A 17,872-nucleotide genomic window follows, 5' to 3' on the forward strand; every position below is an offset into this window, starting at 1 on the left:
CAGGGGTCAGCGCGGCGGCAGACCCAGGTCAGCGCGGCGGCGGAGGGGTGTTGGCGCGGAGCACCTCGAGGCGGGCGCGGTACTCGGTCTCGTCGATGTCGCCCTGGGCGAAGCGCTCGGCGAGGGTCGACTCCGCCCGACGGCCGGGGAGCTCGGAGCTTCGGCGCTCCCAGGCGGCGCGGCGCCAGCGGCGGCCGAAGACGGCGAAGAGGATCGCGGCCACGAGGATCCAGAAGAGGGGCACGAGCAGGAAGAGGCCCGGCCCGCCGAAGCCCGGCCCGCCGAAGCCCGGGCCGCCGAATCCCGGGCCGCCGAATCCGGAGTCGAACGGGTGGGCCACCGCGGTGGCGGCGAGGGCGGCGGATGCGGTGAGTGTGGTGAGCATGGGATCGCTTTCGGTCGGAGGACTGCTTTCCTCCAGCGTCGCGGCCAGGGCCTCGCCGCGAATCGGCCGGCGGGTGGCACTTCGAGCACCCGGCCTACTCCCGTCGGAGCATCCGGCCGGAGGCCGGGCGCATCCGGGGCTACGCCGGCCTGCCGGGGGAGGCGAGGCCCGTCTCGTAGGCCACGATCACGAGCTGCACCCGGTCGCGGGCGGCGAGCTTGGTCATGATGCGGGAGACGTGGGTCTTGGCGGTCAGCGGGCTGAGGTGCAGCCGGGTGCCGATCTCGTCGTTCGTGAGGCCGGCGCCCACGAGGGCGAGCACCTCGCGTTCGCGCGGGGTGAGCGGGGCGAGCGCCGACGCATCCGGCGCACCCGTCACCTCGAGCGAGAAGCGCTCGAGCAGCCGCCGGGTCACGCCGGGGCTGAGCAGGGCGTCGCCGGCCGCCACCACGCGCACGGCGCGGAGCAGGTCGACGGGCTCGGTGTCCTTCACGAGAAAGCCGCTCGCTCCGGCGCGGATGGCGCGGCCCACGTACTCATCGAGCTCGAAGGTGGTCACGATCACGATCCGGGTGGCGGCGAGCGAGGGGTCGGCCACGATCGTCTCGGTGGCCTCGAGGCCGTCGCCGTCGGGCATCCGGATGTCCATGAGCACGACATCGGGGCGTGTCGCGCGCACCCGGGCCACGGCCTCGCGGCCCGTCGCCGCTTCGCCGACCACCTCGAAGTCGGGCTCGGAGGAGAGCAGGGCGCGGAAGCCGGCGCGGATGAGGTGCTGGTCGTCGGCGATCACGATGCGGATCACGGCGCCTCCCCGGGGTGTCGCGGAACGGTGGCGACGACCGTGAAGCCGCCATGGGCGTCTGGCCCCGCGGCGAAGGTGCCGCCCAGGAGCTCGGCGCGTTCCCGCATGCCGAGGAGCCCCCGCCCGGTGTGCTCGCCGAAGTGCTCTCGGGAGCGCGTGGCGGAGGGACGTGCGGGCGCGGCGGGCGGATGCGTGGGCCGGGCGGCGGCGCCGGGATCGGAGACGGTGAGGCGGAGCGACGAACCCTCCTCCACGAGAGTCACGGTGGCGCGGCGGGCGGCGGAGTGTCGCACGACGTTCGTGAGGCTCTCCTGAGCGATCCGGTAGAGCGCGAGCTGCACCGCGCTGCCGGGCAGGGACGCACCGGGTGCGAGCCGGCCGAGATCGAGCCTCAGGTCGACCTCGAGGCCCCGGCGCCGGGCCGACTCCACGAGCTCGCCGAACCGGTCGAGCCCCGGCTCGGGCACGAGCGGCGAGGGCTCCGCGGGGCCCGCTGGCTCCGCGCGTTCTGCCGGGCCCGCCGGCTCCGCGCGCAGGATGCCGAGAACCGAGCGCACCTCGTCGAGCGCCGACTTGGAGGTCGACTTGATGTGGGCGAGGGCGGTCGCGGCCTCCTCCGGGCGCGAGTCGATGAGGTGCAGGCCCACCCCCGCCTGCACGTTGATCTCGCTGAGCGAGTGGGCGAGCACGTCGTGCAGCTCGCGCGCGATGCGCACCCGCTCGGCCTGTGCCGCGGTGAGCCGGCGCTCGGTGGCGCGTCGGCGGAGTTCGTCGAAGCGGCGGCGACGGGTGCGGATGCTCTCACCGACCGCGACGAGCAGCACGAGACCGAGCGTCACGGCCACCACGAGGGCGGGCTGCCAGGGCACGCGCAGCAGGATGCCGAGCGAGAGCGTGAGGGCCCAGCCGGCGGTGAGCGAGACGACCGCCCAGCGGCCGGCTCCGCGCACGACCGCGCCCACCACCGCGAAGGCCAGCGCCACGTAGGGAGGGGCAGCATCGCCTCCGAGCACGAGCACGTAACCGCCGGCGGCCGCCGTGACGACCGCCACAACCGGCCCGGGGAACCGCCGTGCGAACACGAGGGCGAGCGGCCCCACCAGCGCGAGCGCGACCCGCACGGCGAACCGCACGGGATCGTCGTCGACGACCTCGGCGATGCCCGACCCGACCCCCGTTCCGAAGCCGCTCCCGGGGCCGCCGACGCCCGTGCCATCGCCGTCCGCGGAGCCTGGGCCCTCGCCCGTCCCCCCGCCGCGCCACCGTCCGATGGGCACCCCGGCGAGCACCGCCGCCGGCACCTGCACGAGGAACGACACCACCACCGGCAGCCACAACGAGACCCACCGAGGCATCCTGAACCGCGGAACCCACTCGTCGGCATCCGCCGCGGCACTCTCGCCGACGATGCCGTCCCGCCCACGAGCCGCCACCTGCGGATGCCCGAGGTCGTGCCCGTCCCGGTCGCTGCCGGCGCGCCGGGGGAGATCGCGCGCGGACGGCATGGCTCGATGGTAGCCGCGCCCCCGGCACGGGGCATCCGCTCGCCGGACCACGCCCAGGCTCGCAGATACTCCCGCGGGAGTAACCCACTACCGCACGGCGCCCCGCCCGGGCCAGAGCGGGAACCCGCGCCCGAGGTGAACGCTCGGCGAAGAACGACTGCATCGGAGCCATCGACACGCCGGTGCCGTGAACGCCGCGTGAAATGTGCTGCTGCTCAGCCGTGAGGCACCTGTGAGTTCACTAGCGTGATCGCCGTCGTCCGGGTAATGACGGGCGATCGATCCGCACGCCCTGCACACCCGACGAAGGACAGCACCCCGAATGAAGAGCGATCAGCTCACGCGCGCCCTCTCGCGCATCAGACCCCGAACCGCCCTGGTGGCCGGTGGAGTCGCCACCGCCGTGGCCCTCGCCACACTCGGCGGAGGCATCGCCTACGCCGCCGGCGGGCTCAACCCGCCGCCCGTGAGCCCCGCGCTCGTGCACGTGGCCTCCGCGGTTCCGGACCGCGTCATCCTCACCCCCACAGAGACCCCCTACGCGACGCAGAACGTCTCGTGGCGGACGAGCGTGGACGTGACGACCCCCCGGGTGCAGATCGCTCCGATGGCCAAGGGCCCGGTGCAGAACCCGACCACGATCGACGCGGTGTCGACCACCGAGTTCGCCACCGACCTCGGCTACGCCATCAAGTACCACACGGCCGTGATGACGGGCCTCGCCGAGAGCACCGCCTACCTCTACCGCGTGGGCGACGGCGAGACCTGGAGCGAGTGGCTGGAGTTCGAGACCGCCGCCTCGACCGCAGAGCCGTTCTCGTTCATCGTGCAGGGCGATGCCCAGAACGACGTCAAGTCCTACGCGTCGCGCGCCTTCCGCGCCGCCTACGAGGCACGCCCCTACTCCAAGGCCGTCGTGCACCTCGGTGACCTCATCGACACCGACGTGGCCGACGCCGAGTGGGGCGAGTGGTTCAGCGCCGCCGGCTTCTCGAACGCTTACCAGAACGTGATCGCCGCGCCCGGCAACCACGAGTACTACCCGGGCCCCGAGCTCACCCGCTACTGGGGTGCGCAGTTCGAGTACCCGCGGAACGGCCCGGCCGGCACGGCCGCCATTCAGCAGGCCTTCTCCGAGAACGTGTACTACACCGACATCCAGGGCGTGCGCTTCGTCTCGCTCAACGCCTCCGTGATCGGCGGCGACCAGCTGGCCGCGCAGACCGCGTGGCTCGACACCGTGCTCGAGCAGAACCCCGGCCAGTGGGCCGTGGTGGCGTTCCATCAGCCGGTCTTCTCGGTCACCTCGGGTCGTGACAACAAGACGATCCGGGATGCCTGGCTGCCGATCTTCGAGAAGCACGACGTCGACCTCGTGCTACAGGGCCACGACCACGCCTACGGCCGCGGCAACCTCTTCGCCAACGAGCAGAACCTGCCCGCGGGCGCCGACCCCGCGACCAGCCACACCGGCCCGGTCTACATGGTCACGATCGCCGGACCCAAGATGTACGTTCCGGATCCGCTCGAGTCGAACAACTGGATCACGAACGGCGCGAACCTCCGCAGCATGAACCGCGACACGCAGATGTACCAGACGGTCGACGTGGTCGACGGGCGGATGCACGTGGAGAGCCACACCGTCACCGGTGAGCTCTTCGACGCCTTCACGATCACCAAGGGCGCCGACGGCACGAAGCTCGTGACCGACGAGAGCGTGGCCTGGGCCTCCGGACCGGGCTCGACCCGCTCCGACATCGCAGCCCCCGAGCGCCCGACGCCCGTCGTGCCCGGCGCCGAGACGACGCCCGAGCCGACGCCGACGCCCACACCGACTCCCGAGCCGACCCCGGAGCCGACTGCGACTCCTGAGCCGACGCCCACGCCGGAGCCGACGCCGGAGCCGACTGCGACTCCTGAGCCGACGCCGGAGCCGACTGCGACTCCTGAGCCGACGCCGACACCCGAGCCGACCCCCGAGCCGACTGCGACTCCTGAGCCGACGCCCACACCCGAGCCGACCCCGGAGCCCACCGCGACTCCGGAGCCGACGCCGACCCCGACGCCGACCACCGAGCCCACAGTGCCCCCGACCACGGAGCCCACCACGCCTCCGACGACGGAACCCACCACCCCTCCCACGACGGAGCCGACCCCGGGCCCCCAGCCCACCGAGAACCCGGTCGAGCCCAACCCCGTCGACCCCAAGCCGGTGGCGAACCCGACCCCGCTCGAGCTCTCCGCGACCGGTGTGGCCGCGGGCGGCACGATCGACATGAAGGGCGCCGGCTTCTGGCCGAACGAGGATCTCGAGGTCACCCTGCACTCCGACCCGATCGAACTGGGCTTCCCCAAGGCCGACGCGAACGGTGCGTACTTCTTCACCGCCCGCATCCCGGCCGGAGTGGCTCCCGGTGCGCACCACATCGAGGTCCGCGGCCTCGAGTCGGGCGCGGTCGTCAAGGCCCCGATCACGATCCTCGCGAACGGCTCGGCGAGCACGGGCGTGAAGGATCTCGCGAACACCGGCGCCGGCTTCACCGGCACGGCCGTCGCGATCGCGGGCGGCCTGCTGCTCGCGGGCATCATCGCCCTCGCGGTGCTCTACATCCGCCGCCGCCCCTCGGGAGGCACCGCGTGAACGCGACCGCCGCATCCGGACACACCCCTCCACGCACGAAGAAAGGCCGTCGGTCCATGACGAAAACGCCCACCAGAGCCCGCTCCACGCGGCTGCTCGCGGGCCTCGCCACCGCCGCCGTCGCGGCGGCGATGTTCACCCCGGTGCTGGGGGCGAGCACCGCGGCGAACGCCGCGGTCGCCACACCGCTCCAGCAGCACGGCCCCTCGGTCATCCCCGATCGCATCGTGCTGACGCCCTCGGGTGACCTCTCCACGAGCCAGGCCGTGACCTGGCGCACCGCCACCACGGTCAACTCGCCGAAGGCGGAGCTCCGTGAAGCCACGGCCACGCCGTACCCCACGGGCATCCAGAAGATCAACGCCACCTCCACCACCTCGGTGGCGGCTGGCGGCTGGGACGAGGAGTTCCACACGGTCGAGTTCACGGGCCTCACGCCCGCCACGCAGTACCAGTACCGCGTGGGCGACGGCACGAACTTCAGCGAGTGGCAGCACTTCACCACCGCGGCGGCGACCGCGGAGGACTTCTCGTTCATCTACCTCGGCGACGTGCAGAACGGCATCCTCTCCGACGCCAGCCGCGTCATCCGCAATGCCTTCCGCGACCGCCCCGAGGCGAGCCTCGTGCTGCAGGCGGGCGACCTCATCGACGACGCGAACGACGACGCCCAGTGGGGCGAGGTGTTCGACGCCGCCGGCTACCAGTTCGGCACGCAGAACTTCCTCGCGGCCGCCGGCAACCACGAGTACGAGGGCGAGGAGCTCTCGAAGCAGTGGTCGGCGCAGTTCGCCTATCCCGAGAACGGCCCGAGCGGATCGGACGAGATCGAGGCGCTGCTGGACGGCACCGTCTACTACTCCGACTACCAGGGTGTGCGCTTCGTCTCGCTCAACAGCAACATCACGGATGCCGCGGCGCTCGCCGTGCAGACCGAGTGGCTGAAGGAGACCCTCGAGTCGAACCCGAACAAGTGGACGGTGGTGTACTTCCACCACCCGGTGTTCTCGCTCGACGAGGGGCGCAACAACCGCGCCATCCGGGAGGCCTGGCTGCCGCTGTTCGAGGCGAACAACGTCGACCTCGTGCTGCAGGGCCACGACCACAACTACGGCCGCGGCAACACCAACGACGCCGAGGAGGGCAACCCCGCCACCTGGAACGCCGACCTCAACTACGACGGACCGGTCTACGCCGTGTCGGTCGTCGGCTCGAAGATGTACGACGGAGCGGGCCCCCGCCTCTGGACCGAGAACGACGCGCACCTGAAGAAGCTGCAGGGCGGTGTGGAGCTCTACCAGCTCATCGACGTCGCGGGCGACACCATGCGGTACGAGTCGCGCACGGCCGACGGCCAGTACTTCGACGGTCTCACGATCGTGAAGAACGACGCGGGCAAGGCCGTGACCGACGACACCGCGCCCCAGACGATCGACCCCTCCGATCCCGGCGGGCCGTGCCTCGGCTGCACACCCAACCCGGACCCGACCGATCCCACCGACCCTGAGCCCCCTGTGGACACGGTCGACTACGAGGTCGTCTCGGCGCTCGACTCGGTGAACAAGTCGAACGCGGCGCTCCCGGCCGGATCCGCCTACTCCGAGTCGAAGGACGTGCTCTACCTGGGCGACCAGAACGGCCGCAACATCTTCGAGATCGACCCGGACACGGATGCGATCCTGCGCACGATCACGCTGCCGGAGAACATCCGCGATGTCGGGATCGACGATGAGAAGGAGCTGCTCTACGTCGGTCAGCAGAACCGCAACTGGGTGGTCGTGTCGATCGCGGATGCGACGTTCGGCCAGATCGTGCGCGGTCCGTTCTCGTTCCTCGAGTCCAACCGCTCCATCGACGTCGACCCCGTGCGCGGGTATGTCTACGGCGCCATCCCCTCGCGGGGCGTCGAGGTGCTGGATGCCGAGACGGGTGAATCCGTCGGCGTGGTCGACGGCACGGCCGGCGCCTACTACGTGGCCGCCGATCCGGTCAACGGCTACGTCGCGACCTCCTTCTTCGAAGACGTCCCCGACGTGGTGCAGGTGGCGGCCTTCGATGTCGAGGCCGGCTTCGAGCAGCTGTGGGAATCGAAGGGCCGAGTCGGTGCGCGCCAGCTCGACATCGATTCCACCAACGGACTCGTCTACGTGGGCTACACCGGAACGGCGGCCGGCAGCGGTGGCTTCTCGGTGCTCGACCTCACCTCGGGCCAGCAGCTCGGTGACTTCGACGATCCGTCGTTCGGCAAGGACGGCTACGGCATCTCGGTCGACGAGGAGCACCAGCGGGTGTTCGTGTCGAACCGTGACTTCCGTCTCAACCCACCCGGCTCCGAGCTCGAGGCGGTCGCCGTGACCGTCTCGGAGCGGATCCTGCCCGAGACGCTCGCCTACGACCCCGTCGGCTCGCTCGACTCCGTCAACAAGTCGAACGCCGCGCTTCCCGCCGGCTCGGCGTACTCGGCCTCGAAGGACGTGCTGTACCTGGGCGACCAGAACCGGCAGAACATCTTCGAGATCGACCCCGAGACGGATGCGATCCTGCGCACGATCACGCTGCCGGAGAACATCCGCGATGTCGGGATCGACGATGAGAAGGAGCTGCTCTACGTCGGTCAGCAGAACCGCAACTGGGTGGTCGTGTCGATCGCGGATGCGACGTTCGGCCAGATCGTGCGCGGTCCGTTCCCGTTCCTCGAGTCCAACCGCTCGATCGACGTCGACCCGGTGCGCGGGCTCGTGTTCGGCGCCGTCCCCTCGCGGGGTGTCGAGGTGCTGGATGCCGTGACGGGTGAATCGATCGGCGTGATCGACGGCACGGCAGATGCGTACTACGTCTCGGCCGACCCGGAGAACGGTCTCGTCTCGACGGTGTACTTCAGCGACGTGCCGGATGCCAAGAACATCGAGACGTTCGACATCGACAACGGGTACGCCTCGCTGTGGGAGTCGACGAGCCGGGCCAACCCCCGTCAGCTCGATGCCGACTCCACCAACGGGCTGCTCTACGTGGGTTACACGGGCACAGCGGTCGGATCGGGCGGCTACACCGTGCACGACTCGAAGACCGGTGCACTCCTCGCCGACTACGCCGACCCGGCGTACGGCAAGGACGGCTACGGCATCTCGGTCGACGAGGAGCGGCAGCGTGTGTTCGTGTCGAACCGCGACTTCCGGCTGAACCCGCCCGGGTCGGAGCTCACCGCGGTCGCCGTCACGATCTCGCAGCGGCGGGGCGTCGAGGAGCCGGTCGACCCGACCGACCCGACCGATCCGACCGACCCGACCGATCCCACCGACCCGACGGATCCGACGGATCCGGAGCCGCCGGCCGGCACCGGGTACACGCCCACGCCGCTCGGGGCGATCCCGTCGGCCGAGAGCGCACCCGACCTCGACCAGAAGCCGGTCGGCTCTGTCGTCGACCCGGCCACCGGTCACCTGTTCGTCGGCAACGAGCAGCGACCGGCTCGGGTGCTCGAGATCGACCCGGCGACGGACACGGTGGTCGCGACCCACGCGATCCCGGGTGCCGAGACCGAGGGCGTGCGCGACGTCGCGATCGACTCCGCCAAGGGTGAGCTCTACGTCGGCTACGGTGCGTCGTGGATCGTGCTCGACCTCGCGACCGACACCGTGAAGCGCGGACCGTTCGCGTTCGGCGCGAACGTGCGCGGCATGGACGTGGATCTGGCCACCGGACGCGTCTTCGGCGCGACCAGGGGCACGGGCTTCACGGTCATGGACGCCGCGACCGGAGCCGCGATCCAGACGGTCGAGACGGCGAGTGCGGGCACCTGGCAGAGCCACGGCATCGCCGTCGACCCGGCCGGGAATCGCCTCTACGTCACGAACGACAACGCCGCGGGCACGGAGGGCATCCGCGTCTACGACGCGACGTCGTTCGAGCTGCTGCAGTCGCTCGCGGTCGCGGCGCCCGACTACCGGTCGGTCGACGTCGACGGTGCGGCGGGCCGCGTGTACGTGGGTCACTCGCGCGACACGTTCGAGAACAGCGGGATCCGGGTGCTGAAGGCCGCCGATCTCACCGAGATCGCGAACTTCCCGGGCACCGCCTACGGCAACAAGGTCTACGGGGTCTCGGTCGACGAGAAGCTCGGCACGGTCTACGTGTCGGCCCGCGACCGCTTCCCCACGGGCCTCATCGCCCTGCAGCGGGGCGAGTAGCGCCGCCGCGCGGTGCCCCTCCGGGCACCGCGCGCGGACAACGCCGAACGAGCCCCCTGCGGGGCCGGTCGGCGCGACGTTCGTCTTTCTGGGCGTTCAGAACGGCAAGCCTGCGGGCCCCCGCGCGTCTGAGCGGCTCGGAGGTCGCGACGACTGCGGTTCCGAACCGCGGGTCGCCGTCAGTGGGCCGTCAGGCGGGGCGGGGCGCGCCGAGGCGGGCCGCCTGGGCGGCGGCCTCGGCGTGGGCGGCGGCGAGCTCGGCCTCGGAGCGGGGGAGCTGCGGCGCCAGGGCAGGCACGTCGGCCGCCAGGGTGAGGTTCGTCTCGATCACGGTGACCTCCATGCCGAGGGCGGTGCCCAGCACGAGGCGGAGCGCGGGCACCTCGTGGTCCCAGCCCTCCGTGGGGGAGCCGGCGTCATAGGAGGCACCTCGGCTCGTCACGATCACGGCGGGACGCCCGGCGAGCGGCTGCGTGTCGCCGTCGAAGGGCGCGGTGACGCCCGGCACGTGGATGTTGTCGATCCACGCCTTGAGCGACGACGGCAGCGAGTAGTTGTAGAGCGGAGCACCCACGAGCAGCACGTCGGCGGCGAGCAGCTCGGCGATGAGCGACGCCTGCAGCGCCTCGGCGTCGGCGGGAGGCGCGGCCTCGGCGTGCCGGAGCCGCGGCGGCCAGTGCAGCGAGTCGTCGGCGAGGTGGGGCAGCGGGTCTCGGTGCAGGTCGCGATGGGTCACGGTGTTGCCCACCGCGGCCTTCAGCCACGCCTCGCTGAAGGTGCGGCCGATCGCCCGTGAGCGCGAGCGCTCGGCGGAGCCTGCGGAGGAGTCGAGGTGCAGCAGATTGAGCATGCCCTCACGCTACCCGGCCGCCCACCTCCTCTGCCGAACCGTCACTTCTCACACCTCCCAGCCCTCTTTGGTGTGGAAAGTGACGTCTCGGCAGAGGGTCTAGGGGGTGGCAGTGCGGGCGCGGGCTGTGGCCAGCACGGCGCGCGCCACCACCGTCTTCTGGATCTCGTTGGTGCCCTCCTCGAACCGCTGCGCCCTGGCGTCGCGGTAGACCCGCTCGATCGCGTTGCGCCGCCAGTAGCCCTGCCCGCCGTGGATCTGCAGCGCCCGGTCGGTGACCCGTCCGAGCATGTCGACGGCCACGATCTTCGACGCGCTCGACAGCGCCGCCGCATCCGGAGCCGAGCGCTCGTAGGCGCGCGCCGCCTCGAGCACGAGCGCCCGGGCAGCGACGATGTCGGCGTAGTTCTCGGCCAGGTAGGCCTGGATGACGGGCCGCTCGGCGAGCGTCTTGCCGAAGGTCGTGCGGGTGAGCGCGTAGGAGGCCGCGAGCTCCTGAGCTCGCTCGGCGAGCCCGACGCAGCTCATCGCCACCGAGACCCGGCTCGGCAGCAGGAATCCGCCGAGCGCCACCGCGAGCCCCTCGCCCTCGGCGCCGATTCGCGCCGAGACGGGCACGGGGGTGTCGCTGAAGCGCAGGATCGCGTGGTCGGTGCCACGCACGCCCATCGTGTCGGAGTCGTCGATCACCTCCGCGCCCGGCAGGCCGGAGTTCGGCACGAGCAGCGCCACGGTGCCCTCTGCCCCGCTGCTGCCCTCGAGTCGCGCGAAGAGCAGCCAGCGGTCGGCCTTCACACCGAAGGTGATGAGGTGCTTCTCGCCGTTCAGCAGGTAGACGTCGCCGTCCCGGCGCACGGTGCTGCGGATGTCGGCCCCGGTTCCCGCGGTGGCCTCGGTGAGCGTGAACGCCACGAGCTCCTCGCCGCTGACGGCGCGCTTCAGCACCTCGCGCTGCGCATCGTCGACGAACGGCGCCATGGCCCGCCAGAGGCCGTTGTTGACGTGCACGAGCATCCGGATCGAGCCGTGCGAGCGCGAGACGATCTCGAGCAGCTCCAGGTAGCGGGCGAACGGGATGCCGCGGCCACCGAGCTCCTCGGGGGCGGCGAGGCTCAGCCAGCCCCGGTCGCGGAGCTCGGCGTAGAGCTCCGCGGGCACGTCGCCGAGCTCCTCGATGCGCTCGGACCACTCCTCCCCTGGCCCGCGCACCCAGGCGTCGAGCTCGGCCTTCAGCTGTTCGAACTCCGCGTCGCTCGCACTCACGCTCACGCACTCTCCTTCTGTCGCTCGCGCTCCACGAGCGCGGCGGCGCGCTCCCGCAGCAGGTTCTTCTGGATCTTGCCCACCGCGTTCCGCGGCAGCTCCCCGATGGCCTCGAGTCGCTCGGGCCAGTAGTACTTCGACACGCCCCGCTCGCCGAGATACCCCTGCATCTCGGCGAATCCGAGCGGATGCGCCGGGTCGGAGGCCACCACGAAGGCGCACGCGCGCTCGCCGAGGCGGGGGTCGGGCATGGCCACGACGGCCACGTCCTTCACCGCCGAATGCGCGAACAGCAGGTTCTCGATCTCGACCACGGGCACCTTCTCGCCGCCGCGGTTGATGACGTCCTTCACCCGCCCGGTGATGTGCAGGAACCCGTCGGCGTCGAGCACGGCCCGGTCGCCCGTGCGGTACCAGCCGTCGGCGGTGAACACCTCGGCGGTGAGGTCGGGGCGGTCGAGGTAGCCGAGGAACATCGTGGGGCTCGAGAGCTCGTAGTCGCCCTCGCGGCCGGCGGGGAGCTCGACCCCCTCGTCGTCGACGATGCGCACGCGGATGCCGGTGAGCGGGCGGCCGTCGGTGCCCCAGGCGGAGCCCGGCGGATCGGTGGGCGCCGAGAGCGTGCCGAGGCAGGTCTCGGTGGTGCCGAACGCGCCGAGCACCGCCGCGCCGAGCACTCCCGTGGCGCGCTCGGCGAGCTGCCGGGGCACGGCCGCCCCGGTGGCCACGAAGATGCGCAGGCTGGAGGGCGGGGGAGCCCCCTCCTCGACGGCCGCGACGACATCCATCAGGAACGGCGTCGCCGCCTGCACGAACGTGGCGCCCTTGCGGCCGAAGGCCTGCTCGAGGGCGACCCGGGCATCCCACACCGGCTGCACGACGGCCGCGACGCCGAGCCGCCAGCTCAGCAGCAGCCCGTAGAGGAAGCCGGTCTGGTGGGCGAGGGGCGACGGGATGAAGACGCGGTCGTCGCCGCCGAGACCGAGGTGCTCGACCTCGAGCGCGGTGGCGAGGGCGAGCGTGCCGTGCCGGTGCTGCACGCCCTTCGGCTCACCGGTGGTTCCCGAGGTGAACAGCAGCTGCGCGATGTCGTCGGCACCCGGCCGCCGTCGCTCGATCGCCTCCCGCGACGCCGCATCGGGCGTCGCATCCGGGGCCGCATCCGTGTCGAAGTCGTGCCAGGCGAGCGGGAGCCCGGGGGTGGCCGGCGGCACGAAGGTGACGCCCTCGCCGGAGGACCCCGCGCGCGCCGCGCCGGCGGGATCGACGTCCCCCATCACGACCACGTGCTCGAGCGCGAGCGGTCGCTCCTGCCGGGCGGCCTCGGCCGCGACGCCCGCCACCTCGGCCGCGTGCCGGCGCCCGCGGAACGAGCGCGGCGCGATGAGTACGCGTGCCCGCGAGCGTGCGAGCACCATGGCCACCTCGCGCTCGCCGAACACCGGCATCACGGGGGCAACGACCGCGCCGATCTGCAGCACGCCGAGGGTCACCTCCACGCACTCGGCCCAGTTCGGCAGCTGGAACGCGACCGCCTCGCCCGGCCGCACCCCGAGCCGCAGCAGCAGCGCCGAGACGGCGTCGGCCCGCCTCCGCAGCTCACCGCGGCTGAGGGTCGCAGGCCGGTCGCCGACCTCGATCACGGCCGCCGCCGTCGCATCCGCCTCGACGAGCTCGTCCACCCGCGCCGTCAGCCCGGCATCGCTCGGGCCGACATCGCTCTGACCGGGCCGGGCATGCGTCACGAGCCGACCTCCTGGCGAGTGCGCTCGGAGGTGATCGACAGGTCGAGTCCCACCCCGTTCATCGCGTCGAGGAACGTCGGGTACGAGATCCGGTAGGCCCGCGGATACGTCAGCCGCGACTCGCCCTCGGCCCGCGTGGCCGCCACGGCGAGCGACATGAGCACCCGGTGGTCGTTGAACGACGACAGGGGTGCGCCCCGGAGCCCGTCGACCCCGCGCACAGTGAGGGCGTCGCCCTCGTCGACGAGGTCTCCGCCGAGCTTGTTGAGCTGCAGCATGGCGTTCACCCGGTCGCTCTCCTTCAGCCGGATGTGCCCGATCGTGCGCAGCGTCGACGTGCCGTGCGCGAAGGTCGCGAGCGCCGAGACGACGGGCAGGAGGTCCGGGATGCGCCGGCAGTCGAGATCGACCGGCTGCAGCTCGACGCGGTCGTGCCGCACGCGCACGAATCCTGTGGCCTGGTCCGTCTCGAGCGTGAGCCCCATGCCCGACACGATGTCGAGGAAGTCGGCTTCGGGGTGATCCGTGTCGGCACCCGTCGTGGCCGAGAGCCCGCGGAACAGCACGTCCGAGGGGTGCAGCGCCGTGGCGGCGAGCCCGAACGCCGCCGAGCCGATGTCGGGCGGGATGACGTAGTCGGTCGGCGCGGCCGTCTGTCCGGCCGGCACCGTGAAATGCCGCCAGTCGTCGGAGTGCTCCACCGAGAGCCCGAACTGCCGCATCATGCGCACCGTCAGCTCCACGTAGGGCTGCTCGTTGAGCTCGCCCACGACCTCGATGCTCGTCTCCCGCTCGGCGAAGGGCGCCACGAGCAGCAGCCCCGAGATCCACTGCGAGAGCGTGCCGGCGATCCGAACGTGCCCTCCGGTGGGCCGCCCCGGCTGCACGGTGATGGGCGGCCGATCGTGCTCGGCGCGGTAGCGCACGCCGAGGGAGTCCAGGGAGTCGAGCAACGCCTTGATCGGGCGGCGCTGGAAGTACTTCATTCCGGTGAGCGTGACGGGCTTGTCGGCCAGCGCGGCGAGCCCGGTCATGAAGTAGAGCGTGGTGCCGGAGGATCCGACGTTCAGCACCCCGTCGGCCGAGCTCGACCCGTGGTCGACGACGCTCCCGCTCGTGTCGTACGGGCCCCCGTGCACGATGTAGCCGTCGGCGGTGACCTCGATGCGGGTGCCGAGCGCCCGCAGCACACCGATCGTCCAGACCACCTGACGGGTGTCCGAGAGCCCGGTGATGACGCTCCGGCCCGGCGCGAGCGAGGCGAGCACGAGGGCCCGGTGGGCGTGGTACTTCGAGACCGGGATGCTCAGCTCGCCGGAGACCGCGGACTCGGTCCCGTTCACGAACAGATGCACGTCTCCATGATGCCGCACCCTGTATGTCGAGCGCGTTACGTGACGCCTCAGAGCGTCGTGCGCACGAGCGGCCGGTCGGTGTCCGAGAGCCTGATGTCGACCGAGCGGATGTCGGTGGTCGGGATCCGGGTCGAGGCCGAGAGGTTGCCGGCCGCAGTGCCCGTCGCGCTCCAGCTCGCGACGGTGGTCTCGACCCCTCCGGCATCGGTCACGACGAGGTCGTAGTCGACCGGTTCGTACGCATCGGCCGGCTCGACCCGGTAGCTGCAGTTCCAGTCGAAGCGTGTTCCCCAGCCCTTCTCGGTGACCGTGAGCTGGGCGTCGAGCCAGCCGGGCTCTACCTGGGCCATGGCGCGCACGACACCGGGGGAGGGTGTGCTCGTGGCCTGAGCTTCAGGAGCGGGAGCCGCCGGTGCGCCGGCCCCGCCGAATCCCAGCCCGATGCCGGCGAGCACGCCCACCGCCGCGACGAGCACGCCGCCGCCGGCCACGAGTGCGCCGAGCCGTCGCCGCGACCGCCGGCGGCTGCCGCGTGCGCGGCGGGCGAGATCCTGCACCCGGCCCGGCGCCCCCGAGAAAGAGGACGAGGAGCGGGGCGCGGAGTCGTCGGCGAGCAGCGCCTCCGCCTCCGCCGGAGTGAGCCGGCCGAGCAGGCCGGGCAGGCCCGCGATCTCGCTCACGGCCCGCGCGCAGGCGGGGCATTCGGCAAGGTGGCGCTCGAAGCTGCGCCGCTCGTCGGGGCTCAGCAGCCCCGCCACGTAGGCGGCATCCCAGTCGCTGTAGTCGTCGTTCACTCCGTCACCCCCCTCTCCTGCAGTGCGAGCCTCAGTGCTCGCAGCGCGTAGTGCAGTCGCGACCGCACGGTGCCGGCCGGGATGCCCTCGTGCCGCCCGATCTCGACCGCCGACTGCCCGAGGTAGAACGAGCGCACCACCACGGCGCGGTGCTCGAGGCTCAGGGCCTGCAGCGAGTCGGTCAGCAGCCAGCGGTCCAGCACGGCGTCGATCGCCTCGGTGCCGTCTGCCGTGCCCGTGCCGTCGAGGCCGCGCACCCGCGGGCCGTCCGGCACCTCGTCGACGCCGAACTCGCGTTGGTGCCGAGCGCTCCGCCGGTCGTCGATCACGAGGTTCCTGGCCACCGTGAAGAGCCACGCCCGCGCCTCGTCGTCGCTCTGCTCGAGGATCGCGGGTTTCTTCCAGGCGCGCAGCAGCGCCTCCTGCACCACGTCCTGGGTGAAGCCCTCGTCGCGGGTGAGGCGGAGCACGTAGCGGTGCAGCGCGGGCGCGTGCGCGTCGTGCACCGCCCGCAGCAGTTCGGCCTGATCGTCGGTCATCGTGCGCGCACCTCCACCCCTCACAACGGGGCCGGGCCGCCGAACGTTCACGGTGTGCGGAACAGGCCCGCGGCGGCATCCTCCGGCGCCCGCTGCTTCATCACGAAGTGCTGCTTCTTGCCGGTGGCCGTGTAGGGCAGCTCGGGCACGAACGCGTAGCGACGCGGGCGCTTGAAGCGGGCGAGCGCCACGCTGTCCCTGCAGTGCGCCTCGAGGGCGGAGGCGGCGGCCTGCGGGTCGCTCTCGACGAGCGCCGCAAGCTCTCCGCGCGGCACGACGTAGGCCACCACGACCTCGCCCCACTCCGCATCCACCAGGCCCGTGACGATGCTGTCGGCCACGTCGGGGTGCGCGGCGAGCACCTCCTCGACCTGCACGGGGTGCACGTTCTCGCCGCCCGTGATGACCATGTCGTCCTTCCGGCCGATGATCGTCACCATCTCGGTCTCGTCCCAGGTGGCGAGGTCGCCCGGGTACATCCACCCGTCACGGAACTTGCGCTCCTGCTCCTCGGGGTTGTGGAGGTAGGCGTAGCCGCTCTTGATGCTCCGCATGATGACCTCTCCCACCTCCCGGCCGTCCTTCGCCACGGTGTCGGTCGGATCGGCGAACCGGTCGTCGTAGACCTTCACCACGGCCACGTCGTCGTCGAGGCACGCCCGGCCCGCCGCGCCGGCCGCCTCCGGAAGGTCCTCGGGCCGGAGGTAGGTGTTCCAGAACGCCTCCGTGGTGCCGTAGCCGTTCGCGATGCGCTTCGTGAGGGTGGACTGGTAGCGCAGGGCGGCCGCACGGTCGAGCGGCGCCCCCATCGTGACGATGCCCGAGAGCGATGTGAGGTCGCGCGGCGACGTCTCCTGCTCGTCGGCGAGCCGCTCGAGGTTGGTGGGAGCGCCGATCACGTAGGTGAGGCGGTGCCGCTCGATCAGGTCGAGCACGAGCCCCGGCTCGAACTGAGGGAGGGTGACCACCTCGGAGCCCACGTAGAAGGCCGTGTTGGGGCCCGCGCAGTAGTTGCCGCCGCGGTGGAACCACGGAGACATGTTGAGGGTGCGGTCGGTGGGCGAGAGCGGGAAGTGCATGATGGCGTCGTGCGCGCTCAGCACCTCGTTGAGACTCGTGAGCGGCACCGCCTTCGGCATGCCGGTGGTGCCGGAGGTGTAGAGCCTCGACGTCTCGTCCCACACCGTGGCGCCCTCGGGCGCCCGGAACGAGGGCGCGCCCTCCACGAGCAGCTCGGCGAAGTCGACGGCACCGGGGACTCCCGGGTCGCCCTCGGGGGTCCGCCCCACCGACACGAGGGTCTCCGGGGAGAATCCGGAGAGCTCGAGCGCCGTGCGCACGTCGGCGCTCGCCGAGGCCTCGAAGACGAACACGCGCGGCCGGGACCCGGCGAGGATGTGCGCGGTCTCGGCCGGCGCGAGCCGGAAGTTCATGGGGGAGGAGACGGCGCGGAGCCCCTGCGCGGCCACGTAGAGGAACGCGAACTCCGGCCGGTTGATGAGCTGGTAGCCCACGAGGTCGCCCACCCCCACGCCGCGCTCGGCCAGGCCCGCCACGAGGGCTCCGGCGACCTCGCCGAGCTCCCGGTAGGTGTAGGAGAGCCCGGTCGTGGAGTCGGTGATGGCCGTGCGGCCGGCGTAGCGGTGGGTGTTGCGCTCGACCGCGGCGGCATAGGTGAAGTGCTGCTCGAACACGTCCCGGAAGGCGCTCGTGTCGTAGTCGGTGTTGGGCGTGGAGTGGCTCATCGGTGCGGCTCTCTTCTCGACTGCAGAGTGCGACGGCAGGGGGGTCGTCGCCCCGGCG

At 71.9% G+C, this 17,872-nt stretch carries 12 protein-coding genes; 2 read left to right on the forward strand and 10 right to left on the reverse strand.

The window, feature by feature from the left end; genetic code table 11:
- Positions 1-28 precede the first annotated feature (28 nt).
- From N1028_RS08285 to N1028_RS08295, 3 genes are all read right to left on the reverse strand, one after another.
- A complete protein-coding gene (locus N1028_RS08285) occupies positions 29-385 on the reverse strand; it encodes an SHOCT domain-containing protein (protein WP_259526483.1) in 357 nt (118 codons plus the stop codon).
- Positions 386-524: 139 nt separating this feature from the next.
- Entirely contained in the window at positions 525-1,190 is a 666-nt protein-coding gene (locus tag N1028_RS08290) for a response regulator (RefSeq protein ID WP_259526484.1), read from the reverse strand.
- Positions 1,187-2,695, reverse strand: coding sequence for a sensor histidine kinase (locus tag N1028_RS08295; protein WP_259526485.1), 1,509 nt, complete (start codon positions 2,693-2,695; stop codon positions 1,187-1,189). The genes N1028_RS08290 and N1028_RS08295 overlap by 4 nt, the downstream gene beginning before the upstream one ends.
- Before the next feature lie 322 nt (positions 2,696-3,017).
- Here N1028_RS08295 and N1028_RS08300 point away from each other — a divergent pair, with 322 nt between their 5' ends.
- Both N1028_RS08300 and N1028_RS08305 read left to right on the forward strand, forming a co-directional pair.
- Entirely contained in the window at positions 3,018-5,336 is a 2,319-nt protein-coding gene (locus N1028_RS08300) for a purple acid phosphatase family protein (protein WP_259526486.1), read from the forward strand.
- A 56-nt stretch (positions 5,337-5,392) separates the two neighbouring features.
- Entirely contained in the window at positions 5,393-9,523 is a 4,131-nt protein-coding gene (locus N1028_RS08305; protein ID WP_259526488.1) for a metallophosphoesterase, read from the forward strand.
- Between the two features lie 190 nt (positions 9,524-9,713).
- Here N1028_RS08305 and N1028_RS08310 read toward each other — a convergent pair whose 3' ends face one another.
- The 7 genes from N1028_RS08310 to N1028_RS08340 all read right to left on the reverse strand — a co-directional run bounded on the left by N1028_RS08310 (position 9,714) and on the right by N1028_RS08340 (position 17,814).
- Positions 9,714-10,373: an FMN-dependent NADH-azoreductase gene (locus N1028_RS08310; protein ID WP_259526490.1), complete on the reverse strand. Its 660-nt coding sequence runs from the start codon at positions 10,371-10,373 to the stop codon at positions 9,714-9,716.
- Positions 10,374-10,472: 99 nt separating this feature from the next.
- Entirely contained in the window at positions 10,473-11,642 is a 1,170-nt protein-coding gene (locus N1028_RS08315) for an acyl-CoA dehydrogenase family protein (protein WP_259526491.1), read from the reverse strand.
- Complete coding sequence (locus N1028_RS08320; RefSeq protein ID WP_259526493.1) at positions 11,639-13,381, reverse strand: AMP-binding protein; 1,743 nt, start codon at positions 13,379-13,381, stop codon at positions 11,639-11,641. Before N1028_RS08320 ends, N1028_RS08315 begins: the two co-directional genes overlap by 4 nt.
- The gene (aroA, locus tag N1028_RS08325; protein ID WP_259526494.1) at positions 13,378-14,736 is read right to left on the reverse strand and encodes a 3-phosphoshikimate 1-carboxyvinyltransferase; all 1,359 of its coding nucleotides are present in this window, start codon (positions 14,734-14,736) and stop codon (positions 13,378-13,380) included. The genes N1028_RS08320 and aroA overlap by 4 nt, the downstream gene beginning before the upstream one ends.
- 47 nt (positions 14,737-14,783) lie before the next feature.
- A complete protein-coding gene (locus tag N1028_RS08330; protein WP_259526496.1) occupies positions 14,784-15,530 on the reverse strand; it encodes an anti-sigma factor family protein in 747 nt (248 codons plus the stop codon).
- Positions 15,527-16,069: a sigma-70 family RNA polymerase sigma factor gene (locus N1028_RS08335; protein WP_259526497.1), complete on the reverse strand. Its 543-nt coding sequence runs from the start codon at positions 16,067-16,069 to the stop codon at positions 15,527-15,529. Before N1028_RS08335 ends, N1028_RS08330 begins: the two co-directional genes overlap by 4 nt.
- A gap of 47 nt (positions 16,070-16,116) precedes the next feature.
- Positions 16,117-17,814: a class I adenylate-forming enzyme family protein gene (locus N1028_RS08340; protein ID WP_259526498.1), complete on the reverse strand. Its 1,698-nt coding sequence runs from the start codon at positions 17,812-17,814 to the stop codon at positions 16,117-16,119.
- Positions 17,815-17,872: the final 58 nt, after the last annotated feature.

The organism is Herbiconiux oxytropis (assembly GCF_024979315.1).
Lineage (GTDB): Bacteria > Actinomycetota > Actinomycetes > Actinomycetales > Microbacteriaceae > Herbiconiux > Herbiconiux oxytropis.

Bases quoted from the DNA above. Each gene is read 5' to 3' on its own strand.
- N1028_RS08285 (WP_259526483.1), bottom strand. From the start codon at position 385: ATGCTCACCACACTCACCGCATCCGCCGCCCTCGCCGCCACCGCGGTG.
- N1028_RS08295 (WP_259526485.1), bottom strand. From the start codon at position 2,695: ATGCCGTCCGCGCGCGATCTCCCCCGGCGCGCCGGCAGCGACCGGGAC.
- N1028_RS08300 (WP_259526486.1), top strand. From the start codon at position 3,018: ATGAAGAGCGATCAGCTCACGCGCGCCCTCTCGCGCATCAGACCCCGA.
- N1028_RS08305 (WP_259526488.1), top strand. From the start codon at position 5,393: ATGACGAAAACGCCCACCAGAGCCCGCTCCACGCGGCTGCTCGCGGGC.
- N1028_RS08310 (WP_259526490.1), bottom strand. From the start codon at position 10,373: ATGCTCAATCTGCTGCACCTCGACTCCTCCGCAGGCTCCGCCGAGCGC.
- N1028_RS08335 (WP_259526497.1), bottom strand. From the start codon at position 16,069: ATGACCGACGATCAGGCCGAACTGCTGCGGGCGGTGCACGACGCGCAC.
- N1028_RS08340 (WP_259526498.1), bottom strand. From the start codon at position 17,814: ATGAGCCACTCCACGCCCAACACCGACTACGACACGAGCGCCTTCCGG.